This window comes from Pseudomonas sp. AC083, from assembly GCF_979253165.1.
In genome coordinates, this window is sequence record NZ_CEEDDH010000234.1 from 1 (window position 1) to 254 (window position 254).

Sequence of the window (254 nt, forward strand, 5' to 3'; positions counted from 1 at the left end):
GATGTAGAAGATGAAATGACCATTGCCAAAGAAGAAATCTTCGGACCTGTTTTATCTGCAATTCCTTACGATTCCATTGATGAAGTGGTCGAACGGGCCAACCAGTCTGAATATGGATTAGCAGCAGGACTTTGGACAGAAAACTTAAAGCATGCCCACGATATTGCTGCACGTCTTGAAGCAGGAACAATTTGGGTCAACTGCTATAATGTCTTTGATGCCGCCTCCCCGTTTGGAGGATATAAGCAATCAGG

1 protein-coding gene is annotated in these 254 nt (G+C 44.1%); it reads left to right on the plus strand.

From position 1 onward, the window contains the following. Positions 1–15 precede the first annotated feature (15 nt). A partial coding sequence (locus tag AC0IXA_RS27810; protein ID WP_471814963.1) for an aldehyde dehydrogenase family protein occupies positions 16–254 on the plus strand: 239 nt, incomplete at its 3' end.